Below are 1,081 nucleotides of genomic sequence, written 5' to 3' on the forward strand. Positions count from 1 at the left end.
CCCGCTTGGTGCACAACAGAAGATGGTGAACATGTCATTTATTATCGAATCAGTGCCTCTCGCGTTGATCATGACATCACGACCAAATACGCGTTTCTTGACCGTGATGGCAAACCGAAACAGATTCACCATTCAGAAAAATTAGCGGTTGAGTTGATGACGTTGCACCCTGTCATTCGACTAAGGGATTCTCGTCGCTTTCCTCGTCCGTCACACATTAATGGTGACAGCAAAAACGCGCGTATCGAAAAACGCATCAACAACACCTGTCGACGTTTGTTGGCAATGCCGGGTCACGTAAACAAAGGGGAAATTCGAAGCAGCCTCGATGCTATGAAAACGTTGGTCGAGCACTATTTTGCGTTTCGTAGCATCAGTAAAGGCAATCCTAGAAAACCGAGAGACGGATTATTCTACACTAGCCCATCTTCTGATAAAGGATTGAGCCAATACCTGAAAGAGACCAACGATAAGCAAAGTCGCTTGCTCTTAATGGGGTTGCTTAATGCATATCTCCAAGCCAAAGGACCGACGGATTTAAGACGTTGCGCGCGGCCTATTTTGATCATCGAAGATCCAGAAGGTCGTTTACACCCAACGCATTTAGCTCGAGCTTGGTCGTTGCTTCAACTTTTGCCAATGCAAAAAATCTTAACCACGAACAGTGGCAGTTTGCTTGGTTCCGTGCCGCTCTACTCCATCCGTAGGCTTATTCGTCTGTCCGATAAAACTATCGCGAAGAGTCTAAACACGTCTAAGTTTGGTGGTGACGAGCTAAGACGAATTGGTTTCCACATTCGTTTTCATCGCGCTGGCGCTTTGTTTGCGCGTTGCTGGCTATTAGTGGAAGGCGAAACTGAGGTTTGGTTGTTTAATGAATTGGCAAGACAATGTGGATACGATCTCGCCGCTGAAGGGGTTCAGATTGTCGAATTTGCACAATCTGGCTTACGTTCATTAATAAAAGTAGCCAAAGAGTTCGGTATCGATTGGCATGTGGTTACCGATGGTGACCCAGCGGGTAAAAAATACGCCCACACAGTGAGAGCGCAGCTTGGGCATGATCAAGAGCGCCATAGGC

1 protein-coding gene is annotated in these 1,081 nt (G+C 46.8%); it reads left to right on the forward strand.

The genetic code is table 11. The features are described 5' to 3' along the window. On the forward strand, positions 1-1,081 hold a 1,081-nt coding region (locus R8N47_RS23705; protein WP_318185915.1), incomplete at both ends, for a DUF2813 domain-containing protein.

The sequence above is a fragment of the Vibrio sp. 2132-1 genome (assembly GCF_033344315.1).